We start from the raw sequence: 23346 nt of genomic DNA, 5'->3' as shown, positions 1-23346 counted from the left end.
TTCTTGAACTAACTAACTGTGTACAATTAGTGATTTTCATACGAATAACTTTTTTAATATGTTATTATTTTAATCAAAATCAAATAAAAAAAGAATCTGAAAAATATCAATATTGCATTCATCATATTTTTTTTTATAGATTAAAAAAATACCCCCACATATTAAAGAATATTTTAAAATATATATCGCTAAAATTTAATAATGAGGAAAAACAGAAATGCATTTAAATTCAACGAAAAAAAAATCCATATTAAATAAAAATACATATTTAATAGTATTTATTCTAACTTTTTTTATCTTATTTATATTTTGGTTTTCAAAAGGAAAAGAAAAAAAATCAAAATTACAAGAATTAAAATATGAAGAAATCATAAAAAAGATAAATGCAAATAAAAAAGAAGATTTAAGCAGTGTTGAAAAATTTATTGTAGAAAATAAAAATATTTATGGAACTTTATCTTCTCTTTCTTTAGCAAAGAAATATATTTTAGATAATAATTTAGATAAAGCTTTTATCCAATTAGACAATAGCTTAAAATATACAAAAGAAGAAAATTTAAAAAACATTCTAAAATTAAGAATCGCAAAAATAAAAATCCAACAAAACAAAAATCAAGATGCGATGAAAATTCTAGAAGATATAAAAGATAGTTCTTGGACAAATATAATAGAAAATATGAAAGGTGATATTTTTATGAAAAATAAAGATATTAAAAAAGCAATATTAGCATGGGAAAAAAGTAAATATTTCGAACAATCTAATGCATCTAAAGAAATTATTAATATGAAAATTAATCAAATAAAAAAATAAATGCAAAATTTAAAACAAAAAATGGATATTTAAAATGTTACCTATCGTTGTATTAATTGGACGTACCAATGTAGGAAAATCTACTTTATTTAATGTATTAAGCAAAACTAGAAATGCATTAGTTGCTAACTATCCCGGACTTACTAGAGACAGAAATTATGGATATTGTAATTTAAAAGAAAATAAAAAAATAATTATAGTAGATACAGCAGGACTTAATTTTAAATCAAAAAAAATAGAAAAAAAAAGCCATAAACAAACTTTACAGGCTATAAAAGAATGCAATGGAATTTTATTTTTAGTAGATGCTCGTGATGGAATCATGCCACAGGAATATGAAATTGCTGAGAAAATAAGAAAATATCAAAAAAAAACAATCTTAGTAATTAATAAAATAGATGGAATTAAAGAAGATTCTAAAATTAACGAATTTTATTCTTTAGGTTTTAAAGAAAATATAAAAATCTCTGCAAGTCATAACCAAGGAATTAATAATCTTATTTCAAAATATTTAACTCCTTGGATTAACTTAAAATTTAAAGAAACAAACTTAGAAAAAATAAGTCAAGAATATTCTAATAGAGAAAATATTTCAGTAAAAGTTGCATGTATAGGCAAACCAAACGTCGGAAAATCAACATTAATTAATTCGCTGATAATGAAAAAAAGAATGATTACTTCTAAAACACCTGGTACAACATTAGATAGTATATCAGTACCTATTAAATACAATTATAAAAATTATATTTTTGTAGATACCGCAGGAAAATCCAAAAAAAAATCTAAAAAAGATAAAATAGAAAAGTTTTCTACAATTAAAACTTTACAAGCCATCGAAAAATCAAATTTAAGTTTACTAATAATAGACGCAAAAAACCAAATATCTCATCAAGATTTATTATTAGCTAATTTCATTGAAGAATGCGGAAAACCATTAATTATTGTAATTAACAAATGCGATTTACTAAGCCTTTCAGAGAAAAAAAATCTACAAAATTTAATTAAATATCAATTAAAATGTTGTTTTTTCTCAAAAATACATTTTATATCTGCACTTTGTAATGAAGGAACATTTGAACTATTTAAATCTATTGATACCTCATACAATTCTTCCAAAAGAAAAATACAAACTTCAGACCTTATGAAAACCATGCACATAGCAATAAAAAAACACCAGCCTCCAATTATAAATGGACGACGAATAAAATTAAAATATGCTCATTTAGGAAGCTCTAATCCAGTTAAGATTATTATACATGGTAATCAAATAAAACATTTATCTTTATCTTATAAAAAATATTTAAAAAATTTCTTTTACGAAACACTAAAAATGGATGGAACACCAATAAAAATACAATTTAAAGAAACTCTTAATCCATATATTACAAAAAAATAATTAATTTTCTATTGCATGATTGGTATTGTACAAAGGAATTTGTACTTCTATATCAACATTTCCAATAACAGCTTGACAACTCAATCGACTTGTGGGCTCTAAACCCCAAGCTTTATCTAATACATCTTCTTCTTTTTCAGACCAACCTGAAAGAGAAAGAAAACCTTTTTTTATAATACAATGACATGTACTACAGGCACATGATTTTTCACAAGCATGTTCTAATTTAATATTGTTTTTTAGTGCAACATTTAAAATAGTTTCCCCTTCCTTACATTTAAAACACCCACCCTTAGGTAATAAAAATTTGTGAGGCAAAAAAAATATCTTAGGCATTATTTAGTCTCATCTGATAAATGTTTAATTGGAGAAAAATTAATATTTTTTTTCAATCGCAATGAAAAAAAATTTTTACTAACTTCTTCCAATTTTTTTAAATTTAATTTCATAGAAAAGAAATCATCTTCATCCATGGATTTTTGCAATTCAATTTGTTTTAATCTTATTTTTTTTAATTCGTCTGAAGTAATTAGACTTTTATCTTCTTGTAAAGCATTATTTAAAATATCTAAAATATATTTAGATTCGATTTTTTTTTCTTTTTTAACTCTCAGATAATAATCTTCTTTAGCATATATAGTCGATTCTTTAATTAAGTTATCAATTGTTTTATTTTTTAAAAAAGTAGTATTTTCAATTTTAATTTTCTTTTGTTTATGACTAGATTTTTCTAAAGCTTTTACACTAATTAAACCATCAGTATCTATTTCAAAAGTAACTTCAATCCGAACCATGCCTGCTTTTTTAGAAGGAATGTCTTTCAACACGAACCGTGAAAGAGAGATACAATCTTTTACTAATTCTCTCTCTCCTTGTAACACGTGAATAAGAATTACACTTTGATTATCTTTAGCAGTTGTAAATTCTTTTGTCTTAGAAATAGGTATAGGAGTATTACGAAAAATAATTTTTTCAACAAATCCTCCCATTACTTCAATACCTAAAGAAAGAGGTATTACATCTAGTAAAATTGTTCTTTTTTGGAAAGCATTTTGAACAAGCATACCTGATTGTATTGCAGCGCCTATTGCAACAACCTGATCAGGATTTATGGAAATTAAAGGTGATCTTCGAAAAAATTTTTTTACTTCTTCATATACCAATGGGACTCGTGTTGATCCACCAACCATAATAATCTCTTTAATATTTTCTACCTTAAGATCAATTTCTTTAAGAAGACCAGAACAAATGAATAAAGTTTTTTTAATTAAATTCTTAATAATTAGGTTAAATTCATCACGATAAATAACACCATTCCAATTAAAAAAATTGATTTTTACTTTTTCATATTGAGTAAGTTTTATCTTTGTTTCTTTTGCTTTTTTAAGTAATAAGGATTGAAAAAAATTATTGCATTTATGTAATAAATTTGATTTTTTATAAATATAATTAGCTAAAAGAATATCAAAATCATCACCACCTAAATTTGAATCACCAGCCGTTGCTAAAACTTCAAATATTCCTTTATTTAACTTTAATACAGAAATATCAAAAGTACCACCTCCTAAATCATAGACAACAACAATACCTTCTTTATTTAGTTGTAAACCATAAGCAACAGCAGCAGATGTCGGTTCATTTAATAATCTAATTAAATTAATTTTCGCTGATATAGCAGCTTTTTTTATAGATTCTCTTTGAATATTATCGAAATATGCAGGAACAGTAATTACTGTTGCATCTAATTTTTGATTAAAAAATTTATAGGCTTTTTCTTTTAAGAATTTTAATATGTCACTAGTAACATCAACTGGGGTAACAAGTCCAGAATTTGTATGAAATAAAATACCTCCATCTTTATTTTCTTCTACAATATATGGTAGAATAGGAAATTCTTTTTTAATAAAATCAATAGAACGACCAATTAAACGTTTAACTGAAGTAATTGTGTTAATCGGATCTTCAACTATTTTTTTCTCTGCTTCCCAGCCAATTAGAAGGTTGCTTTTATTGTAATTTACAATTGATGGTAATAAATAACGTTTTTTAGTATCTGTTAATAAAACAGTACGTTCATTTTGTATACTTGCTAAAAGAGAATAAGTAGTTCCAAAATCAATACCTAAAATTAATTTTTTTTCAACTTTATTTTTCACAAAAACCATGTAGAAAATCCTAATTTATCTAACTTGGATAAGTTGTTATTATTTTTTCAAACGCGTTTGTATTTTTTTAAAAAACAGAAGTTCGGTTATTAATTTAATAACATCATCCCATTTTTTTTCATTGAATTTAATTTCAATTATTTGTTCATAATTTTTTATTTTCTTTTCTATTTTTTTAAAAAAAGTATTAATTTGAGCTTCATCACAATTATTTTCTGTTAAAAAATTTAACTCTTCATATAAAAAAAAATATTTTTTTAAAAAATGTTTATCCTCAGATAAGAATTTTTCCTTACTAACTTTAAACCCATTTAAAGAAAGTAAATACATACCTCTAGTTAATGAATCTTGTAAAATTTTATATCCTTTGTTAATTTTAATTGATTTTTGTAAAACTATTTTCTTTTCAAATTCAGAATGATTTATAAATAAATCTGGATGAAATTTTAATTGTAATTTATAAAAATTTTTAGAAAGTAAAGATTTATTAATTCTATATTTTTTTGGTAAATTAAATAATGTAAAATAATCCATAAAATACCCAAATAAAACTATAAAGATATTATAATTTATAATAAAATGTTGAAAGAAAAATATTCTTTCAACATTTCTAATTAAAAAAATTTTAATTTTTATTTTTTTTACTTTTATAATCTGCAATGGCAGCTTTAATAGCATCTTCTGCTAAAATAGAACAATGTATTTTTACTGGTGGTAGTTCTAATTCCTCAACTATGCTCGTATTTTTAATTGCTTCTGCTTCTTTTATAGATTTGCCTTTAATCCATTCTGTCACCAAGGAACTAGAAGCTATTGCAGAACCACAACCATATGTTTTAAAACAAGCATCTTCAATAATACCTCTTTTGTTAACTTTAATTTGTAATTTCATTACATCACCACAAGCAGGAGCACCTACTAATCCACTTCCTACACTAGAATCAGAAGTAGAGAATGATCCAACATTACGTGGATTTTCATAATGATCCATAACTTTTTTACTATAAGCCATTTTTTACTACCTTCTTATATATTTAATTCTATTACTTTAACTATGATCCCATTCTATACTATTTAAATCAACTCCTGATTTAAACATTTCCCATAAAGGTGACAAAGCTCTCAATCTTTGAATTGATTTATGTACTGATTTTATTGTATATTGAATTTCCTCTTTTGTTGTAAATCTACCAATTGAAAAACGAATAGAACTATGAGCTAATTCATCTTTAATTCCTAAAGCTCTTAAAACATAAGAAGGCTCTAAACTTGAAGAAGTACATGCAGAACCAGAAGAAATCGCTAAATCTTTAAGTGCCATAATAAGTGATTCACCTTCAATATAGTTAAAACTAACATTTAAAATATGAGGTGCACCTTGTTTTAAATCACTATTTAAATAAACTTCTTCAATATTTTTGATACCATTCCAAAGATCATTTCTCAAATTAGTCAAATGAACAAAATCATCATTTATTTTTTTCTTAGCCAACTTAAAAGATTCACCCATTCCAACAATTTGATGAACAGGTAAAGTTCCTGCACGCATACCTCTTTCATGTCCTCCTCCATGTGATAATGCTAATAAACGCACACGCGGTTTTCGACGTACATATAACCCTCCAATCCCCTTAGGTCCATATATCTTATGAGCTGAAAAAGACATCAAATCTACAAATAAATTTTTTAAATTAACATCTATTTTACCTACACTTTGAGTAGCATCAACATGAAAAAAAACATCATGAGATCTACACATTTTAGATATATTGCTAATGTCTTGTATAATTCCAGTCTCATTATTTACATGCATTATTGAAACTAGTATAGTATTCTTATTTATACTTTTTTTTAAATCATTTAAATCAATGATACCATTATTTTTAGGTGTAAGATAAGTTACAGAAAAACCTACACTTTCTAGATATCTACATGCATCTAATACAGATTTATGCTCTGTTTTGCTTGTAATAATATGATTACCTTTTTTTCTATGAAAAAAAGCAATACCCTTTATAGCTAAATTATTTGCTTCAGTAGCACCAGAAGTAAATACGATTTCTCGAGAATCTGCACCAATTAACTCTGCTATTTCATTACGAGCGATATCAATTACTTCTTCAGCTTTCCAACCAAATTTATGAGAACGAGAAGCAGGATTGCCAAATATTCCATCTATTGTCAAATAATTCATCATTTTTTTTGCAACTTTAAATTCTACTGGTGTAGTAGCTGCATAATCTAAATAAATTGGAGTTTTCACTAGGTTATTTACCTTATATAATGAATATAAAAACTAAAATAAAAGTAACATTCTATCATTTTAACAAATATTTAGATCTAAAAATAAATACAAATTAAAACCAAAAATATATAATATACAAACTAGACTTTTATCCTAATTAGGAATATAATTATTTTTAAAATTTAAATTGCACTAGGGGTGTAGTTCAATTTGGTAGAGCATCGGTCTCCAAAACCGAAAGTTGTAGGTTCAAGTCCTTCCACCCCTGCCAAATTTCACTTATTGTTTTTTTTAAATCTACTCTATAGATTAAATCCAAAAAACAATATCAATCGATTATTATATTTTATAATATATAATTCCTGCTATTAACAAATAAAACAAAAAGTCTTTAAAATTAAAAAACATATACTTTATTTTTAAAAAAATTTTAAAAATTATAAAAAATATTTCTTGGAGTAATTTCTAAAATGCCTAAATATCGTTCATTTACAACTACACATGGCAGAAATATGTCTGGAGCAAGATCTTTATGGCGTGCTACAGGAATGAAAGATGAAGACTTCAAAAAACCTATTATTGCAATAGTCAATTCATTTTCTCAATTTGTACCAGGACATATCCATTTACAAGAAGTCGGAAAAATAATTTCGAAAGAAATTAAAAAATGTGGTGGAGTTCCAAAAGAATTTAATACGATTGCAATAGATGATGGAATAGCAATGGGACATTCAGGAATGTTATATTCTTTACCGTCTCGTGAATTAATTGCAGATTCTATAGAATACGTAATTAACGCTCACTGTGTTGACGCAATGATATGCGTTTCAAATTGCGATAAAATAACTCCAGCTATGTTTATGGCCTCGTTACGTTTAAATATACCATCAGTTTTTGTTTCAGGAGGACCGATGGAAGCAGGTAAAATAAAAACAGAAAATAAGATAAAAAAAATTGATTTAGTTGATGCTATAGTACACGGGGGAAATCCCAAAGAATCCGATGATTTTGTAAGAAAAATTGAACTTTCAGCTTGTCCTACTTGTGGTTCTTGTTCAGGTATGTTTACAGCAAACTCAATGAATTGTTTAATAGAAGCTATAGGTTTAGCTTTACCTGGAAACGGAACGCTATTGGCAACTCATGTTGATCGTAAAAAGTTATTTAAAAAATCAGCACAAAATATTGTTAAAATTACGCAAGATTATTACCTTAATAATAATAAAAATGTTTTACCACGAAATATAGCAAACAAAGAATCTTTTGAAAACGCTATGGCTGTAGATATTGCAATGGGGGGATCTACTAATACTATTTTACACTTGTTAGCTGCAGCATATGAAGGAAATATTGATTTTAAAATGTCAGATATTAATAATCTTTCAAAAAAGATTCCTCATATTTGTAAAGTTGCTCCGAGTACTACATTATATCATGTAGAAGATGTACATCGAGCAGGTGGTGTGATGAGGATTTTAGGAGAGCTAAATCGTTCTAATTTACTAAATAAAAAAACAAAAAATATATTAGGATTAAATTTAGAAAAAACATTAAAAAAATATGATATTTTATCTACGAAAAACAAAAACGTAATCAAAATGTTTCATGCAGGTCCAGGTGGCATTCGTACAGTTAAACCATTTTCTCAAAATTACAGATGGAAAACATTAGACAATAATCGTGTTAATGGATGTATTCGTTCATATGAAAATGCTTACAGCAAAAATGGTGGATTATCTGTTTTATATGGAAATCTCGCAAAAAATGGATGTATAATAAAAACAGCTAGTATAAGTAAAGAAAATTATATTTTTTCTGGATTTGCTAAAGTATATGAAAGTCAAGAAGAAGCTGTTACTGCTATTTTATCAGGTGAAATTGTTGCCGGTGATGTTGTAGTTATTCGTTATGAAGGTCCTAAAGGTGGACCAGGAATGCAAGAAATGCTATATCCAACAACATATTTAAAATCCATGAATTTAGATAAAGAATGTGCATTAATCACTGATGGGCGTTTTTCTGGTGGAACATCTGGTTTATCTATAGGCCATATTTCACCTGAAGCAGCAAATAAAGGTACTATAGCTTTAGTAGAAAATGGTGATAATATTCAAATTAATATTGAAAAAAAGACAATTCATTTAAATATTACAGAAAAAGAACTAAATCTTCGTATTGTTAAAGAAAATTCAAAGGGTTCTAAAGCATACAAACCTCTAAATCGAAAAAGAAATATTTCTCTTGCACTTCATGCCTATGCACATTTTGCTTCTAGTGCAGATAAAGGTGCAATAAGAAATAAAAAGAAACTATTCAATTTTTAAAAATAAAAATTTATTATTAATAACAATAAATATTGTATAAATTTTAAAGACGTAGGAATTACTTAAATGAATTATTTTAATAAATTATGTTTTCGTAAAAGAATCAATGAACTTAAGAAATGTCGTTTTATGAAAAGAAGTGAATTTAAAAATGAAAATACAATTTTAAAAAATAAAAAAATAGTCATTGTAGGTTGTGGATCACAAGGTTTAAACCAGGGTTTAAATATGAGAGATTCTGGATTAAATATTGCCTTCGCACTTAAAAAAAGCAGTATTTTAAGAAAAAATACTTCTTGGTTAAATGCTACTAAAAACAATTTTGAAGTTAATGACTATGAATCATTAATACCAAATGCTGATTTAGTTATCAATTTAACACCCGATAAACAACATGGAAACGTTGTAAAAGAATTACAAAAACTAATGAAAAAAGATTCATGTTTAGGTTATTCACATGGATTTAATATTGTAGAATCTGGTGAAGTTATAAGAAAAGATATAACAGTAGTTATGGTGGCACCAAAATGTCCTGGAACAGAAGTAAGAGAAGAATATAAAAGAGGATTTGGAGTACCTACATTAATTGCTGTCCACAATGAAAATGATCCTAAAAAAATAGGATTAGAAATTGCAAAAGCATGGGCTTTTTCAACAGGTGGACACCGTGCTGGAGTATTAGAATCTTCATTTATAGCCGAAGTAAAATCAGATTTAATGGGAGAACAAACAATTTTATGTGGCATGTTACAAACAGCTTCATTAATATGTTATGAAAAGTTAATTAAAGATAAAAATGATCCTTCTTACGCAGTAAAATTAATACAATATGGTTGGGAAACGATTACAGAATCTCTGAAACATGGTGGTATTACACTAATGATGGATAGACTTTCTAATCCATCAAAAATAAAAGCATTTCAATTATCTAATAAAATAAAAAAAATATTATCACCTTTATTTAAAAAACATATGGACGATATTATTTCAGGTTATTTTTCTAAAGAAATGATGATAGATTGGAACAATAATGACAAAAAACTGTTAAATTGGCGCGAAAATACAAAAAATACATCTTTTGAAAAAAATACTATTCCTTGTTCAAAAAAAATATCAGAACAAGATTATTATGATCATGGAATATTAATGGTTGCTATATTGAAATCAGGTATTGAATTAGCTTTTGAAACAATGATCAATACAGGTATCATAAGTGAATCAGCTTATTATGAATCTTTACATGAATTACCATTAATTGCGAACACAATTGCAAGAAAAAAATTGTATGAAATGAATGTAGTAATTTCAGATACAGCAGAATATGGAAGCTACCTTTTTTCAGAATCAGCATATCCTATTTTAAAAGATTTTATTATGAATTTTAAAGAAAATAATTTAGGATGTTCATTACCTAATATAAAAATAGATAATATTGAACTATATAAAATTAATGAAGAAATTCGCAATCATCCAATTGAAATTATTGGAAAAAAATTAAGAAAATATATGAAAGACATGAAATCAATTTGTGTTGCAAAATAAAAAAAACTTGCTAAATATTACCTTTATTAAGAATTTTAAAAATTAATTATTTAATCAATCTGAAATTATTATTTTATGCCTCTTAATTTTAATCAAAAAAATGCCATAGAACTTATTCATGGTCCCTGCTTGATATTAGCAGGGGCTGGTTCAGGGAAAACAAAAGTTATTATCAATAAAATTATTTATTTAATAAATTATTGTCAATATAAACCGGGAAATATTATTGCTGTTACCTTTACTAATAAAGCTGCTCATGAAATAAAAGTTCGTCTTTCAAAACATTTGAGTCTTTTGCAGATAAGAAAAATGATTATTTCAACTTTTCATTCACTTGGATTGGAAATTATTAAAAAAGAAATTAATACATTAGAATTTAATTCTAATTTTTCGCTATTTGATGAAAAAGATCAAATGATTTTATTAAAAAAAATATGCAACAAAAATATAAAAAATGATGCAAAATTGTTAAAAAAATTAGTTTTCATGATTTCTTTTTGGAAAAATAAATTTCTTACCCCTTTACAAGTTCAATTATCAGCAAAATCAAATTTAGAAAAAGATTTTGCATCTTTTTACAAGCAATATAGTCTTTATTTACGTGAATCTAACATATTAGATTTTGATGATTTAATTTGTATACCAACAGTTTTATTAAAAGATAATCAAATTATACAAAATCGTTGGCAAAAAAAAATTTCTTATCTATTAGTAGATGAATATCAAGATACAAATAACAGTCAATATGAACTAATAAAAATGCTTACTAATATCAATTCAAATTTTACTTTAGTAGGAGATGATGATCAATCGATATATTCATGGAGAGGAGCAAAACCTCAAAATATCTTTTTATTAAAAGAAGACTTCCCTAATTTAAAAGTCATAAAAATGGAACAAAATTATCGTTCTTATGGGAGAATACTTAAAGCAGCAAATAAATTAATCTCGAATAACTTGCATTATTTTAAAAAAAATTTATTTTCTACTCTAAAATACGGTAATAAAATAAAAATTATAATTGGAAAAAATGAAGAAAACGAAGCAGAAAAAATAGTGGATAAAATAATTAATCAATGTTCTGAAGATATAATACAATATAAAGATTACGCTATATTATATCGTGGTAATTATCAATCTCAAATTCTTGAAAAAACCTTATTAAAAAAAAATATTCCCTATGATATTTCTACTAGTTCATCATTTTTTTCTCGTCCTGAAATAAAAGATTTATTAAGCTATCTTCGTTTAATTATTAATCCAGATGACAATTATGCATTTATGAGAATTCTAAACATTCCTCATCGTAAAATAGGATTAACTACACTAAATAAGTTAGAAGAATTAGCTATTAAAAAAAATAAAAGTCTTTTTCAAATAAGTAATGATATAGAAATAAAAAAAATCTTAAAACAAAAAACTGTAGAAAAAATAAAAAATTTTATTTCTTGGATAAAAAAAACAATTGAATTATCAAATCTTAAACCACATAACATATTAGACAATATTATTAATGATATTAAATATGAACTATGGTTAACTAAAATTTTAAAAGAACCCAAGAAAATCAAAAAAAGTATAAATAACATTTATACATTATCAAATTGGTTAAAAGATATGTTACAAGGGAATGAATTTGAAAAACCAATGAACTTATTTCAAATTGTTAAAAAAATGACATTACGAGACGTCTTAGAAAAAAAAACAAAAATAAATCAAATTCAAAAAAATCAAGTACAATTGATGACATTACATTCATCTAAAGGACTAGAATTTTCTTCAGTATTTATAATTGGTATGAATGAAGGTATACTACCTAATATAAAAAGTATTAATAATGATAATATAGAAGAAGAAAGAAGATTAACTTATGTAGGCATGACAAGAGCAAAAAAACAATTATTTTTTACGTATTGTCAAACTAGAATTCAATATGGACAAAAATTACATACAGCTCCTAGTAGATTTTTATTTGAGCTTCCTCAAGAAGATTTACAATGGGATAAAGACACTTATTTACATAAATCTTATGAAGAAGAAAAAAATATAAAAAATTTAAAAAAGATCTTAAAAAATAAAAAAAATATCTAATTTGAGATAATTAAAATTATTTAATTTTAGTTTAAATCAATTGTTAAAAATGATATTATAATAACATTAATTAAATAAATTGAGATTTTTTTATTATTAAATTATAGAGTAAAATAAAAAATGAAGAAAATAATCGAACTTACTGACCAAAATTTTGAAGAAGAAGTATTACAATCAAAAAATTTTGTATTAGTTGATTTCTGGGCAGAATGGTGTAATCCATGTAAAATATTAGCTCCTATTTTAGAAGAAGTGGCACAAGAATACTTTGATAAAATCAAATTTGGAAAATTAAATATTGAAAAAAATCCAAATACTGCTCCTATCTATTCTATTCGAGGAATTCCGGCGTTACTATTATTTCATGAAAGAGAGGTTCTTGCCACTAAAGTTGGAGCAATTTCTAAAATACAACTCAAAGATTTTTTAGATGAAAATATTCAATAAATATTTATATATTTATAAATATAATTAATTAATTTTTTTTTAAAAAATTGAATTCAATTTTATGAAAAATTTATTAATGAAAACAAAAAAATTTATAATTTATATTACAGTTATCATTTCGAGATTTACCCCGATTTTACTAAGAACCCACCATTATGAATCTTACCGCACTTAAAAATATGCCAGTTTCTGAATTAATTACTCTTGGTGAAAAAATGGGGTTGGAAAATTTAGCGCGTATGCGTAAACAAGATATTATTTTTGCCATCCTTAAACAACATGCAAAAAGTGGAGAAGATATATTTGGAGACGGTGTTTTAGAAATATTACAAGATGGATTTGGTTTTTTGCGTTCTGCTGATAGTTCTTATTTAGCTGGTCCTGACGATATATACGTTTCACCAAGTCAAATTCGTAGATTTAATTTACGTACCGGTGATACTATTTCCGGAAAAATAAGACCGCCAAAAGAAGGTGAAAGATATTTCGCTCTACTTAAAGTTAACGAAGTAAATTATGACAAACCTGAAAATGCTAGAAGCAAAATTTTATTTGAAAATTTAACACCCTTACATGCTAATTCTAGATTGAGAATGGAAAGAGGAAACGGTTCAACTGAAGATTTAACCGCAAGAGTTCTTGATTTAGCTTCACCTATTGGACGAGGTCAAAGAGGTTTAATTGTAGCGCCACCAAAAGCAGGAAAAACGATACTTTTACAAAATATTGCGCAAAGTATAGCTTATAATCATCCAGATTGTGTATTAATGGTTTTACTAATTGATGAAAGACCAGAAGAAGTCACTGAAATGCAAAGATTAGTTAAAGGAGAAGTAGTGGCATCTACTTTTGATGAACCTGCATCAAGACACGTTCAAGTTGCTGAAATGGTTATTGAAAAAGCAAAAAGATTAGTAGAACATAAAAAAGACGTTATTATATTACTTGATTCTATTACTCGTTTAGCACGTGCTTATAATACAGTTGTTCCAGCATCAGGAAAAGTTTTAACAGGAGGAGTAGACGCTAACGCTTTACATAGACCTAAAAGATTTTTTGGTGCCGCTCGAAATGTAGAAGAAGGAGGAAGTCTAACAATCATTGCAACAGCTTTAGTTGATACAGGATCAAAAATGGATGAAGTTATTTACGAAGAGTTTAAAGGAACAGGAAATATGGAACTTCCATTGTCAAGAAAAATAGCAGAAAAACGTGTTTTTCCCGCTATTGATTACAATCGATCTGGAACTAGGAAAGAAGAATTATTAACTTTACCAGATGAATTACAAAAAATGTGGATTTTAAGAAAAATTATTCATCCTATGAGCGAAATAGATGCAATGGAATTTTTATTAAATAAATTATCTATGACAAAAACAAACGATGAATTTTTTGATATGATGAAACGTTCATAAATATTTAAAATATTTTTTTATTTTATGTTATTTTTGTTTTTTAAAATTTTTAAAAAAAAACTGGACAATAAAGATTATTAATCTTAAACTAATCTAGTTTAGTTTTATTTTGAATGCGCTCGTAGCTCATTTTGGATAGAGCGCTATCTTCCGAAGGTAGAGGTATCAGGTTCAAATCCTGTCGAGCGCACTTTTTATAAAATAATAACAAACAACAATATTTAAAAAAATATTTAAAAAAATAACGAAATTTTGGTGGCTATAGCTCAGTTGGTAGAGTTCTGGATTGTGATTCCAGTGGTCATGGGTTCAAGTCCCATTAGCCACCCCAAAAAATAAATAATTAAATATTTTAATTTTACGGCGAATAGCGCAGCTTGGTAGCGCAACTGGTTTGGGACCAGTAGGTCAGAGGTTCAAATCCTCTTTCGCCGACCAAAAAATTAATTCCTATCATTTGTCTTACTAATTAATTTAAGTAAATCATTGTTATTTGCATTATCAGAAACAACTATGTCGTTCCAACCCATTTCTTTTGCTATTTTCGCCAATCTATTTCCAATAACAAATATTTTGCATCCAAATAACCATTCATTTTTATCAAAAACCGAAACTTTTTTATCTAATCTTTTCAATATTTCACTACTTGTTACTACAAGTGTGTTTATCTTCCAATAACGCCATTTTTTTACTTCTTCAAAAATATCTATAACTTTAAAAATTCTTTTATAGCATTCAACAACAGATATATTAAAACCCTTTTTTACTAAATATTTTTTTATTAATTTCCTTCCATTTCTTCCTTGTAATAAAATAATTTTTTTTTTAAAAGATTATTTTGACATAAAATACTTAATAAATTTTCACTATTTTCTTTATTTTTAGGAAAAAAAATCTTTTTTTTAACATATTTTTGTAAAATAAGAGCTGTACTTTTACCGATAGCATAATATTTTGGATATATAGGCCATATTAAATTATTTTTTTTAAAATACATATTTATATAATAAATAGATTTTTTAGAAAAAATCAGAATTATATCTGATATATATAATTCATAAATTTTTTTCGATATACTATTTTTACCTTTACTTGGATAAAAATCAAATAAAGAAAAATGCAAAGAAAATATTCCTATATTATTTAAATTATACACTAGTTCCTCTCCTTCCGGAGATGGTCTCGTAACTAATATTTTCATATGTAATGTGATTTTTTTATATAAAAATTATCTAAAATTTTTCTTGCACCATTATTAATTAACTCTTTTGCTAAAGAATAACCCATTTCTTCTGCAGTGTTATACCAACCAAATCTTTCACCTTTTAATATTATTTCACCATCTGGTGAACCGACTAATCCTCTGAGCCAAATTTTTTTCTTTTTTAAAATCGCATAACTTCCAATTGGAATTTGACAACCAGCTTCTAATTTCTTGCAAAATGCTCTTTCTGCATTTATTTCAATAAAAGTATTAAAATGATTTAAACGTGATAAAAAAAATAATATTTTTTTATCATGTAATCTAGATTGTATTCCAATAGCACCTTGTCCGCAAGGAGGAAGCGATAATTCAGCAGGTATGATTTGAGTAATTCTATGTTTTAAATTTAACCTATTTAACCCTTCAGCAGCTAAAATAATTGCATCATATTTACCTTCATCTAATTTAGCTATTCTTGTTTCTACATTACCCCTTAAGGGAGATACAATTAAATCTGGTCGATAAGTAATTAATTGACATTGTCTTCTTAAACTAGATGTACCAACTACTGCGCCTTTCGGTAAATGACTAATAGATTGATAATGATTAGAAATTAACGAATCTAATGCATTCCCTCTTTTACATATACTAATTAAACACAATTCTTTCGTAATATGAACAGGAAGATCTTTCATAGAATGTATAGCAATATCCGCTTTGTTTTCAAGAAGGGCGAATTCTAATTCTTTTATAAATAAACCCTTTCCTCCAATTTTAGACAGAGATTTATTTAAAATATTATCTCCATGAGTAACAATAGGTATTATTTTTATATTTAAATCTGGATATAGGGATAATAATTTTTTTTGTACGTATTTAGTCTGTTCTAAAGCTAAAGGACTTTTTCTAGTAGCAATTCTTAATATTTTTTTTCGCATATTACAATTCATATTAGTATAGAAATATTATTTAGTATTTTAAGTAGTTAAAAATATCTATCGAAAATAAAAAATTATTTTTTATTTTTGAATTCTTTTAACATCAGAAAAAACCAAATTTTTATTTGATTGCATGGAGCATGACTTTTCAAATATTTCCCAAAAATTTTTATTACTACGATTACAAATCCATTTATCTATTTTATAATTAAAATGATACGCATTTAATTTTGTAGCTAACCATATTTGTTGTAATGGTTCTTGTTTATTAATTACAATTATACTTTTATTTAAAAAAGTGATAGTCATAACATAATCTTGTATTTCATAGTCAATATCGATTGTATTGTCATAAAAATTTAAATTATCTTCTATCTTTGCAAATAAATCATCTACTAATTTATAAAAATTATTATTTATTTCAGTAAAAATTATATTTTTTTTCATTTTTTATATCCTTGAATAATAAATTTTATTATATTAAGTTAAAAGATAATTTTTAATAAATTATATTTTCTTTATTTTATCTTTTTTTTTAAAGAATTTACCTATAAGAAAAACAAACAACTATTAGGAAAAAACATGTTTTTAAATGATAAAAACAAGAAAAAAATTAGTTTTTCTAAAATGCATGGTTTAGGTAACGATTTTATGGTCATTGAATCAATTAAACAAGATTTTATTCTAACTAAATCAATTATCAAAAATTTGTCTGATCGAAATACTGGAATCGGTTTTGATCAATTATTATTAATTGAAAAATCAAATAATTCCAAATTTGATTTTCATTATCGTATTTTTAACTCTAATGGAAATGAAGTCGAACAATGTGGAAATGGTGCTCGATGCGTAGGTTTATTTCTTTTTTTAAAAGGTTTGGTTAACAAAAAAAAGATTAGATTGAGTACTAATAAAAAATATATTTTTATTAAATTTATATCTAATAATAATATTAAAGTGAATATGAATGAACCTAATTTCAAAGCAGAAGAAATACCTATTTCAAAAAAAATTATATTAAAAAATTTCTCTACAAAACTTTTGAATAAAAATTTAACATGTAGTTTAGTATCTATGGGAAATCCTCATTGTGTTATTCAAGTAGAATCGATAAACAATGCACCTGTAGAAAAAATTGGTAAATTTTTAGAAAAAGATTCAATATTCCCTAAAGGAGTAAATGTAGGTTTTATGAAAATTATAAATAAAAACCATATCCAATTAAGAGTTTATGAACGTGATGTGGGTGAAACTCGGTCTTGTGGTAGTGGTGCATGTGCAGCAGTTGCAATTGGTATTGCTAAAAATCTTCTTTATGATACTGTTAAAGTAGATTTATTAGGTGGAAATTTGACAATCAAATGGAAAGGTTTTAACTATCCTCTCTATATGATAGGGCCAGCACATCATGTTTACGATGGATATATATACATATAAAAGACATTTTTTATTTAAAAAATGTTTTTTATACTTTTGGAAAACAAAAAATGCTATTAAAAAAAAAAATACAAAAAAATTCAATCAAATTGTTTTATCTCTTTTTTTAGGCGGTTTTTCTAGTTTTTCTATTTTATATTGCGTACAATCAATTTTACCAGTATTTTCTAAACAATTTTCCTTAACTGCAACAGAAAGTAGTTTGTCTTTATCAGCAGCAACTGCAACAATGGCTATTGGAACATTATTTATTGGACCGTTATCAGATAGAATTGGTCGAAAATCAATTATGTCGTCTTCTTTGTTCATTGCAGCAATACTTACTATAATATGCTCTACTACAAACAATTGGATAATTATTGTTTTACTTCGTTCTTTAACTGGATTAGCATTAAGTGGGGTTGTTGCTGTTGCTATGACTTATATTATTGAAGAAGTACATCCAGAATCTGTATCATTTTGTATGGGTCTATATATTAGTGGGAATACTATAGGTGGATGTTCTGGAAGACTTTTAAGTAGTTTTTTGGCAGAGTATTTTTCTTGGAATATTGCACTTATAACAATTGGTTTTTTTTCTTTAATATCATCCTGTCTTTTTTTATATTTTTTACCATCGTCAAAAAACTTTCATCCTATTTCTATAGATCTTCATAAGTTTTTAAAAAATTTTTACTTGCATTTAAAAAATCCAACGTTATTTATCCTGTTTGCAATAGGATTTGTTTTAATGGGTAGTTTTATTACAGTTTTTAATTATATTGGATACCGATTAATGTTATCACCATTTTTTTTATCTTCTTCAACTACAGGGTTTCTATCTATTATTTATTTAACTGGAGTCTATAGTTCTCCTAAAGCTGGTATTTTAATAAATCAATATCATCGAAGCAGTATATTAAGAATAGCATTATTTTTAATGATTTTAGGTTTATTAATTACACAATGTAATCAGATTTTCATGATTGTTTTAGGATTAGTAGTATTTTCAGGTGGATTTTTTGCATCTCATTCTATTGCAAGTACTTGGATTAGTTCTTTCGCAAAGATTGCTAAAGTTCAAGCAACTTCTTTATATCTATTTTTCTATTATTTAGGATCAAGTATATTTGGTACTTTCGGGGGGTTTTTTTGGTTTTATTCAAAATGGACAGGTATTTCATCCTTTATTATAATTATTTTAATTTTTGGAATCTTTTTATCTTTAAAATTAGAAAAATAATTTAATTTTTTTAAATAAAATTTATATTTTACTTTCCTCTAACACGGTTTCTCACAGATAATAAACTTAGTTCAATTCATCAAAATGGCTTAAAGATTATGCTATATTTATTTTCTTATTCTGATTTGAATCATAGTTTATTTGTTTTACTAGCTTTATTTTTTGTATTGTGTTATGAAGCTATTAACGGATTTCACGATACAGCAAATGCTGTTTCAACATTAATTTATACACGTGCAACCTCAGCTCATTTTGCAGTTATGATGTCTGGTTTGTTTAATTTTCTTGGTGTTTTGCTTGGAGGTTTAACAGTTGCATATGCGATTGTTCACTTGTTGCCTAATGATTTATTATTAAACACTAATTCAAAAAATGCTCTCGCCATGGTTTTTTCTATGTTATTGGCAGCTATACTATGGAATTTATCTACCTGGTATTTTTGTTTACCAGCCTCAAGTTCACATTCACTTATTGGAGCAATAATTGGAGTTGGTTTGACTAATGCATTCACTACCGGTTCATCTTTAGTAAATGCATTAAATATTCCTAAAATGACAAATGTTTTTTTATCTCTTATTTTTTCTCCTATTGTAGGATTAATAATTTCTGGTGTTTTAATATTTTTATTACGTTTTTTTTTAAAAAAGAAAAAAAATTTTTATCGTATTTATATGACTCCGTTAGAACGAGAAAAAAAAGACGGGAAAAAAAAACCACCCTTTTTAATTAAAATTGCTTTGATTTTATCATCTATTGGAGTAAGTTATGCACATGGTGCAAACGACGGTCAAAAAGGAATTGGTTTATTAATGCTTGTTCTTATAGGAATTGCACCATATGGTTTCTTAGTAAATTTAAATGCATCTAAAAAAGAAATTATTTATACAAAGAATACAATTAATCATTTATATGAATACTATTCAAAAAACAAAGATAAAATAATTAAAACTATTAATCATCAAAAAAAAATTAGTAATATAACAAAAAATTATAATTATTTTCATATTATAAAAAAAATAAAAAAAACTAAATTGTTATTAAAGGATATATATAATTATAATGAATTAAATATACAAAAAAGATTTAAATTACGTCATTTTTTGCTTTCTCTTTCTGAAAATATTGATCAAACAATACATATTTTAAATATTTCTAAAGAAGAAAAAAATTTTTTAAAAAAAAGTAAAGAAGATATACTCAAAACAATTGAATATGCACCAATGTGGATAATATTAATTATTGCACTTTCTTTATCTGTAGGTACAATGATTGGTTGGAAACGTATAGTAATAACTATTGGTGAAAAAATAGGAAAAAAAAGAATGACATATGCACAAGCTATGTCAGCACAAATAACAGCTTCTTTATCAATTGGTATAGCAAGTTATACAGGAATACCAGTATCTACAACACATATTTTATCTTCATCTGTAGCTGGAGCAATGTTAAGTGATGGAGATGGAATTCAAATTAGTACAATAAAAAATATTGCTCTTGCTTGGATATTAACTTTACCTGTTTCGATTTTATTATCTAGTTTTTTTTATTGGATCGCTCTTTTATTAATATAAAAAAATTTTAAAAGATCGATAATATTTCTAATATAGGAGTACATTTTGTTGTAAAACGTACTCCTATTTTTTTTAATAAGGGAGATATATATCAAAACGATGATGTTTATTACTGATAATAAAGTCTACCTTATCATTGGATATAGGATTAGCGTAAGATGGTCGTTTTACAACAATTCTCTTTTTTGCAAATTTTCTAGCGACGTGTAATAAATTTTTCGATTCATCATTTTTTTTTATTAATTTTCTTAAAAATTGCATATTTTTTTTAGGAAGAGATTTTTTTTTATTAGTCGGATACATTGGATCTAAATAAATCACATCAGGTTGTAAAATTGACAGATTAAGCATATTTAAACTATTATTAAAAATTAAATGTAGTCTTTTTTTTAACCAAAAACCAATTTTTTCATCTTTATAGCCTCTTTCTAAACCATCTTTTAATAAAGCTGCAATTACAGGATGATGTTCTATCATAACAACGTAACATCCTAAAAAAGAAAGAAAAAAAGCATCTTGTCCCAATCCTGCTGTTGCATCTAAAACAAAAGGAAAATAGTTTTTTTTTATTCCTATAGCTTTAGAAATAATTTCATTTTTTTTTTAAACTTTAAACATCTATAGTTATTTTTTTTTGAAGTAAAATCAATTTTTATAGATTTCTTTTGAGGTGTTGAACGATCATATAATTCTAAAGAATTCGAATTCATTATTAAAGCCATAGAACAGTCTTTATCGTGATTTAAACAATGTTCATCAATTAAATTTTGTATTCTTTGATTTTTGTGATTGATCATTAAATATATATTCATAATGTTTTTATTTTTTAGTATTAATTAATTGACTTTTTAAAAATGCAATTTATAATGTAAATTAAATGTTTTTTATTTTTGCTTTTTTTTATTAAAATGTTAACTTTAAAAAAATTTAGTTTTAAAATTATAAAAATTAATTTTTTTCATATATTTTTAAAAATTTAAAATTGTAAAAAATTAATAATCCAGTTCTTTGTTTTTAAAAATTTAATTTACATTTTTGAAAAAAAATTCCCGCTAAAACTAAGATAGTAAATTAAAAAAAGGAAAAAAAATTATGTCATCTAATGTTACTCTAGTTGATAAATTAAATCCAACACGTTTTGATCAAAATAAAAAATTAAAAATTAAAATTGATGAATTATCCAATAAATCATTAAAAAATATTAAAAATACTTCAAAAGGTTTAATAGAAGAAAAAAAATATCCTATTAGCAGTACTAAAGTTTCAATCAATTATATTGAAAATCAAAATAAAAAAAATTCAATTGATTTCGAAGAATTTTATGAAGATTATTTATTAAAATTCAATGATTTGTTAAATATGAAAAAAAAACTTCTTCTGAATCCCCTTCTGAATCCTCTTCTGAAAGTACTACCTATAATCCACTCGATATACTAAAAAAAATTCAAGAAAAAATCCAAGAAACTATTAAAGACATTAATTTAAAAAAACAACTCATGGATTCTCTGAATACAGTAAAAAATACTGTACTTAGCGCCTATGAGACAATTAAAAATGAAACTATAAATCTTTTTAATGGTACAACTTTTTTAAAAATTTTTGATGCAGGATGTGCATTATTCTCAGAACCAACAGAATCAACTAAAGAAACAAGTAAAAAAATTGACCACTTGATGGAACAAGTTGAAGAATTAAATAAAACAATCGAATCTTCAAAATTTTTTATACATACTATAATTGAAAAAGTTAAAGAACAAGGAAGATTGAAAGTAGTTAATAAATTAAATAATAATCCCAATCATCCTGAATATGAAAGCTCCTTCCCAGATCTTCATGTTATGGTTCCTAAAAAAGAAAATTTAAATACATGGTATCCATTTAATTTAGATGAAAGTTTTGATATAGAAGTCAGAGAAGGTACTTTAAAAGTCAATCAAAAATTTAAAGATAGAATGAATAGAACAATTGAAAAGTCTCATTACAAATATTTTACAGATAACAGCGTTTGGACAGTTTCAGATAGATTAGATTTATCACCTGAAAACGTTTTTTCTACTATGAGGCATTTTCAAAAAATATATGAAAAATTAAAATCTTCTTCTCAAGAATTACATGAAGATTTCATGACAGATTTTCATTCATCTCTTTTTGTTGTCGATGGAAATTTAATTTGTTCTACGAATAAAGAAGATATGATAGAAAAATTTAAAAAAATAGTTCCAAATGTTATGGATCAAAAACTGATTTCTGCATATGCACATCCAAAAATATTAAGTCAATCTTATCTTCAGTTGCTTTCTGAACATCCGGAAATAAATCAATATCAAATTATAAATTCAAGAAATATTTATACAATCACACATATAGATAATAATCAAATAAAATTAGTTGCTACTAATTTATCTAATTTACGTTCGAAAGATGAAAATTCTACGCAGCCATACTATTCTTTTGGAATACGCACAAGTATAATTCTTCCTTCTAAAAATTCACCAATAATAAAGTTTTCACATTTTATGCATTAATTTTTTAACATAA

The 23346-nt window shown here is 25.1% G+C and carries 19 protein-coding genes, 4 tRNA genes and 2 pseudogenes; 16 read left to right on the top strand and 9 right to left on the bottom strand.

Translation table 11 applies throughout. The features are described from left to right. Positions 1–217 precede the first annotated feature (217 nt). Entirely contained in the window at positions 218–811 is a 594-nt protein-coding gene (locus tag D9V76_RS03135) for a YfgM family protein (protein WP_158337700.1), read from the top strand. A gap of 34 nt (positions 812–845) precedes the next feature. After that, a complete protein-coding gene (gene der, locus D9V76_RS03130; protein ID WP_158337698.1) occupies positions 846–2207 on the top strand; it encodes a ribosome biogenesis GTPase Der in 1362 nt (453 codons plus the stop codon). Here the strand turns inward: der and fdx are convergent, their stop codons facing one another. The 5 genes from fdx to D9V76_RS03105 all read right to left on the bottom strand — a co-directional run bounded on the left by fdx (position 2208) and on the right by D9V76_RS03105 (position 6635). Further along, on the bottom strand, positions 2208–2543 hold the full coding sequence (fdx, locus tag D9V76_RS03125) for an ISC system 2Fe-2S type ferredoxin (RefSeq protein ID WP_158337696.1): 336 nt from the start codon (positions 2541–2543) through the stop codon (positions 2208–2210). Next, entirely contained in the window at positions 2543–4372 is a 1830-nt protein-coding gene (gene hscA, locus D9V76_RS03120; protein ID WP_158337694.1) for a Fe-S protein assembly chaperone HscA, read from the bottom strand. Before hscA ends, fdx begins: the two co-directional genes overlap by 1 nt. Positions 4373–4411: 39 nt before the next feature. Then, positions 4412–4906 carry a Fe-S protein assembly co-chaperone HscB gene (gene hscB, locus D9V76_RS03115; RefSeq protein WP_158337692.1) on the bottom strand — a complete coding sequence of 165 codons (495 nt, stop codon included), beginning with the start codon at positions 4904–4906 and terminating at the stop codon, positions 4412–4414. A gap of 91 nt (positions 4907–4997) precedes the next feature. Beyond that, the gene (iscU, locus tag D9V76_RS03110) at positions 4998–5384 is read right to left on the bottom strand and encodes a Fe-S cluster assembly scaffold IscU (protein WP_158337690.1); all 387 of its coding nucleotides are present in this window, start codon (positions 5382–5384) and stop codon (positions 4998–5000) included. Positions 5385–5420: 36 nt separating this feature from the next. After that, the gene (locus tag D9V76_RS03105) at positions 5421–6635 is read right to left on the bottom strand and encodes an IscS subfamily cysteine desulfurase (protein WP_158337688.1); all 1215 of its coding nucleotides are present in this window, start codon (positions 6633–6635) and stop codon (positions 5421–5423) included. A 176-nt stretch (positions 6636–6811) separates the two neighbouring features. Here D9V76_RS03105 and D9V76_RS03100 point away from each other — a divergent pair. The 9 genes from D9V76_RS03100 (at position 6812) to D9V76_RS03060 (ending at position 14874) form a co-directional block, all read left to right on the top strand. Next, positions 6812–6888: transfer RNA gene (locus D9V76_RS03100), tRNA-Trp, on the top strand. Between the two features lie 199 nt (positions 6889–7087). After that, entirely contained in the window at positions 7088–8941 is a 1854-nt protein-coding gene (gene ilvD, locus D9V76_RS03095; protein ID WP_158337686.1) for a dihydroxy-acid dehydratase, read from the top strand. A gap of 66 nt (positions 8942–9007) precedes the next feature. Continuing rightward, entirely contained in the window at positions 9008–10483 is a 1476-nt protein-coding gene (gene ilvC / locus D9V76_RS03090) for a ketol-acid reductoisomerase (protein WP_158337684.1), read from the top strand. Positions 10484–10558: 75 nt separating this feature from the next. Next, positions 10559–12574 (top strand): DNA helicase Rep, encoded by a 2016-nt coding sequence (gene rep / locus D9V76_RS03085; protein WP_158337682.1) that lies wholly within the window; start codon positions 10559–10561, stop codon positions 12572–12574. Between the two features lie 120 nt (positions 12575–12694). After that, positions 12695–13021, top strand: coding sequence for a thioredoxin TrxA (gene trxA / locus D9V76_RS03080; protein ID WP_158337680.1), 327 nt, complete (start codon positions 12695–12697; stop codon positions 13019–13021). 155 nt (positions 13022–13176) lie between these two features. Then, a complete protein-coding gene (gene rho / locus D9V76_RS03075; protein ID WP_158337677.1) occupies positions 13177–14436 on the top strand; it encodes a transcription termination factor Rho in 1260 nt (419 codons plus the stop codon). A 115-nt stretch (positions 14437–14551) separates the two neighbouring features. Beyond that, a tRNA-Arg gene (locus D9V76_RS03070) sits at positions 14552–14626 on the top strand. A gap of 65 nt (positions 14627–14691) precedes the next feature. Beyond that, a tRNA-His gene (locus D9V76_RS03065) sits at positions 14692–14767 on the top strand. 30 nt (positions 14768–14797) lie between these two features. Beyond that, positions 14798–14874: transfer RNA gene (locus D9V76_RS03060), tRNA-Pro, on the top strand. A 5-nt stretch (positions 14875–14879) separates the two neighbouring features. Here the strand turns inward: D9V76_RS03060 and D9V76_RS03235 are convergent. From D9V76_RS03235 to cyaY, 3 genes and pseudogenes are all read right to left on the bottom strand, one after another. Then, a pseudogene (locus tag D9V76_RS03235) lies at positions 14880–15637 on the bottom strand (uroporphyrinogen-III synthase). After that, complete coding sequence (hemC, locus tag D9V76_RS03045; protein WP_158337671.1) at positions 15634–16578, bottom strand: hydroxymethylbilane synthase; 945 nt, start codon at positions 16576–16578, stop codon at positions 15634–15636. The pseudogene D9V76_RS03235 and the gene hemC overlap by 4 nt, the downstream one beginning before the upstream one ends. 81 nt (positions 16579–16659) lie before the next feature. Then, positions 16660–17025 carry an iron donor protein CyaY gene (gene cyaY / locus D9V76_RS03040; RefSeq protein ID WP_158337669.1) on the bottom strand — a complete coding sequence of 122 codons (366 nt, stop codon included), beginning with the start codon at positions 17023–17025 and terminating at the stop codon, positions 16660–16662. Positions 17026–17190: 165 nt separating this feature from the next. Here cyaY and dapF point away from each other — a divergent pair, with 165 nt between their 5' ends. The 3 genes from dapF to D9V76_RS03025 all read left to right on the top strand — a co-directional run bounded on the left by dapF (position 17191) and on the right by D9V76_RS03025 (position 20808). Beyond that, positions 17191–18015 (top strand): diaminopimelate epimerase, encoded by an 825-nt coding sequence (gene dapF / locus D9V76_RS03035; protein WP_216361661.1) that lies wholly within the window; start codon positions 17191–17193, stop codon positions 18013–18015. Continuing rightward, positions 17996–19237 carry an MFS transporter gene (locus tag D9V76_RS03030; protein WP_158337734.1) on the top strand — a complete coding sequence of 414 codons (1242 nt, stop codon included), beginning with the start codon at positions 17996–17998 and terminating at the stop codon, positions 19235–19237. The genes dapF and D9V76_RS03030 overlap by 20 nt, the downstream gene beginning before the upstream one ends. A 98-nt stretch (positions 19238–19335) precedes the next feature. After that, positions 19336–20808, top strand: a complete 1473-nt coding sequence (locus D9V76_RS03025) for an inorganic phosphate transporter (protein ID WP_158337665.1) — start codon at positions 19336–19338, stop codon at positions 20806–20808. Positions 20809–20880: 72 nt separating this feature from the next. On the opposite strand, the pseudogene D9V76_RS03020 reads toward D9V76_RS03025, so the two are convergent. Then, a pseudogene (locus D9V76_RS03020) lies at positions 20881–21620 on the bottom strand (class I SAM-dependent methyltransferase). Positions 21621–21900: 280 nt separating this feature from the next. Here D9V76_RS03020 and D9V76_RS03015 point away from each other — a divergent pair. Further along, positions 21901–22245, top strand: a complete 345-nt coding sequence (locus D9V76_RS03015) for a hypothetical protein (RefSeq protein WP_158337663.1) — start codon at positions 21901–21903, stop codon at positions 22243–22245. A gap of 59 nt (positions 22246–22304) precedes the next feature. Further along, positions 22305–23333 carry a hypothetical protein gene (locus D9V76_RS03190; RefSeq protein WP_253254722.1) on the top strand — a complete coding sequence of 343 codons (1029 nt, stop codon included), beginning with the start codon at positions 22305–22307 and terminating at the stop codon, positions 23331–23333. Positions 23334–23346 lie beyond the last annotated feature (13 nt).

This window comes from Buchnera aphidicola (Rhopalosiphum padi), assembly GCF_005080845.1.
Taxonomy (GTDB): domain Bacteria; phylum Pseudomonadota; class Gammaproteobacteria; order Enterobacterales; family Enterobacteriaceae; genus Buchnera; species Buchnera aphidicola_AO.
This window is presented reverse-complemented; position numbering and strand designations above follow the sequence as displayed.

Coding starts and splice junctions, on each gene's coding strand:
- D9V76_RS03135 (WP_158337700.1), top strand. CDS start 218: ATGCATTTAAATTCAACGAAAAAAAAATCCATATTAAATAAAAATACA.
- der (WP_158337698.1), top strand. CDS start 846: ATGTTACCTATCGTTGTATTAATTGGACGTACCAATGTAGGAAAATCT.
- fdx (WP_158337696.1), bottom strand. CDS start 2,543: ATGCCTAAGATATTTTTTTTGCCTCACAAATTTTTATTACCTAAGGGT.
- hscA (WP_158337694.1), bottom strand. CDS start 4,372: ATGGTTTTTGTGAAAAATAAAGTTGAAAAAAAATTAATTTTAGGTATT.
- hscB (WP_158337692.1), bottom strand. CDS start 4,906: ATGGATTATTTTACATTATTTAATTTACCAAAAAAATATAGAATTAAT.
- iscU (WP_158337690.1), bottom strand. CDS start 5,384: ATGGCTTATAGTAAAAAAGTTATGGATCATTATGAAAATCCACGTAAT.
- ilvD (WP_158337686.1), top strand. CDS start 7,088: ATGCCTAAATATCGTTCATTTACAACTACACATGGCAGAAATATGTCT.
- ilvC (WP_158337684.1), top strand. CDS start 9,008: ATGAATTATTTTAATAAATTATGTTTTCGTAAAAGAATCAATGAACTT.
- rep (WP_158337682.1), top strand. CDS start 10,559: ATGCCTCTTAATTTTAATCAAAAAAATGCCATAGAACTTATTCATGGT.
- trxA (WP_158337680.1), top strand. CDS start 12,695: ATGAAGAAAATAATCGAACTTACTGACCAAAATTTTGAAGAAGAAGTA.
- rho (WP_158337677.1), top strand. CDS start 13,177: ATGAATCTTACCGCACTTAAAAATATGCCAGTTTCTGAATTAATTACT.
- hemC (WP_158337671.1), bottom strand. CDS start 16,578: ATGCGAAAAAAAATATTAAGAATTGCTACTAGAAAAAGTCCTTTAGCT.
- cyaY (WP_158337669.1), bottom strand. CDS start 17,025: ATGAAAAAAAATATAATTTTTACTGAAATAAATAATAATTTTTATAAA.
- D9V76_RS03030 (WP_158337734.1), top strand. CDS start 17,996: ATGGATATATATACATATAAAAGACATTTTTTATTTAAAAAATGTTTT.
- D9V76_RS03025 (WP_158337665.1), top strand. CDS start 19,336: ATGCTATATTTATTTTCTTATTCTGATTTGAATCATAGTTTATTTGTT.
- D9V76_RS03015 (WP_158337663.1), top strand. CDS start 21,901: ATGTCATCTAATGTTACTCTAGTTGATAAATTAAATCCAACACGTTTT.
- D9V76_RS03190 (WP_253254722.1), top strand. CDS start 22,305: ATGGATTCTCTGAATACAGTAAAAAATACTGTACTTAGCGCCTATGAG.